Consider the following 1,306-nt stretch of genomic DNA (forward strand, 5'->3'; position numbering starts at 1 on the left):
CCAGCGACCTCAGCCGCAAGGGGGGCGTGGGCTCCGCCCCCCACGCCCCCCTTGCGGCTGAGGTCGCTGGTCCGGTGCGGGTCGGGCGCATCTTGCCGTTCGAGCCTTTTCGGGGCTTCGCCCCTTGCCCCCGGGTTCGGGAATCTGTTCGGCGACCGGTGGGGGCCGCCGGACGCTTTTCTTGTGCCGGACGGCCGGAACAGCGGCTCGGAAATGGTTTCATGCCTGGTATGGGAAGACACCGCAGGGGGGCGCGCGAGGTCACTGTGGCCGACCTCATCGACGAGTTGCGCAGGTTCGAGCCGGGGATGCAGGTGCGGCTGGCCATCCAGCCGCGGCTGCCGCAAGAGCACGCCGTCGGCCCCGTGGGGGAGGCCGACGGGATCGTGTGGATCGGAGACGGCGGACAACGGGGCTACGCGCCCGAGGAAGTCCGCGAAAGCCTGGGATGGGTCTGACGCAAAAGGTTCGCCATGACGGCGGCTGCCTTTCGTCCGGCCGCGCTTCACCATGTCGATCATGCGGGAACAGCCACGGAGTGGCGATGCATGATCGAGATGAGGGTTGACCCATGAGAAGCCGGATCTCCGGAAGAACGCTGCTGACCGCCGCGCTCGCCGCGGCGACCGCCACGGCCGTGGCGGTGCCCGTCGCGGCGCACGAAGCGCCGCCACCGGCCCCGGAGACCTACACCGAGCCGGCCGCGGACAGCACCACCGAGAAGGAAGACTGCGCCCTGGCGCTCAAGGTCCTCTCGTACTACAAGCTGCTCCCGAACCAGCCCGAGGTCGGACGGGCCCTCTGCTCCAGGAACCAGGCGGAGCAGCAGGAGTCACAGCCCGGAGAGGGCGGCCCCGCCGAGGGGCGGCCCCAGTACGAGACCACCGACGAGATCAACAGCAAGCACACCACCAGCAGCGGCCGGACCGTCGAGGAGAACAAGATCCTCGGCACTCCCGTCGAGTGGCCCAAGAGCCTCACGGTCCATCTGCCCACGGTCAACGACCACTGGTACACCTACACCTCGAAGAAGCCGGGCTGACGCGCACGCGGGCCGCGGCGCACGACCGCCGCGGCCCGCGTCCGAACCGCTCCCAACGTGCACTAGGCTTTACTCCGATCGAGGGGCTATGGCGCAGTTGGTAGCGCGCCTCCATGGCATGGAGGAGGTCTGGGGTTCGAATCCCCATAGCTCCACGAACGAGTTGGGAGTGGTGTGGTCGGAGCCGTTGGCTCCTTCCCCGCCACTCCTTCTTTGTGTTTGCCCGAGGGCGACCCCCGGACCCCCGATGGGGGGGCTCCGCCC

The 1,306-nt window shown here is 69.1% G+C and carries 2 protein-coding genes and 1 tRNA gene; all 3 read left to right on the forward strand.

From position 1 onward, the window contains the following. Nucleotides 1-266 precede the first annotated feature (266 nt). The 3 genes from E1287_RS43230 (at nt 267) to E1287_RS43240 (ending at nt 1,197) form a co-directional block, all read left to right on the forward strand. Nucleotides 267-458, forward strand: a complete 192-nt coding sequence (locus E1287_RS43230) for a hypothetical protein (protein ID WP_131971953.1) — start codon at nt 267-269, stop codon at nt 456-458. A gap of 113 nt (nt 459-571) precedes the next feature. Then, the gene (locus E1287_RS43235; RefSeq protein WP_131971955.1) at nt 572-1,042 is read left to right on the forward strand and encodes a hypothetical protein; all 471 of its coding nucleotides are present in this window, start codon (nt 572-574) and stop codon (nt 1,040-1,042) included. An 82-nt stretch (nt 1,043-1,124) separates the two neighbouring features. Next, nucleotides 1,125-1,197: transfer RNA gene (locus E1287_RS43240), tRNA-Ala, on the forward strand. Nucleotides 1,198-1,306 lie beyond the last annotated feature (109 nt).

This window comes from Actinomadura sp. KC06 (genome assembly GCF_004348735.1).
GTDB lineage: Bacteria > Actinomycetota > Actinomycetes > Streptosporangiales > Streptosporangiaceae > Spirillospora.

Excerpts from the sequence above, each read along its gene's own strand:
- E1287_RS43235 (WP_131971955.1), top strand. The coding sequence starts at position 572 with ATGAGAAGCCGGATCTCCGGAAGAACGCTGCTGACCGCCGCGCTCGCC.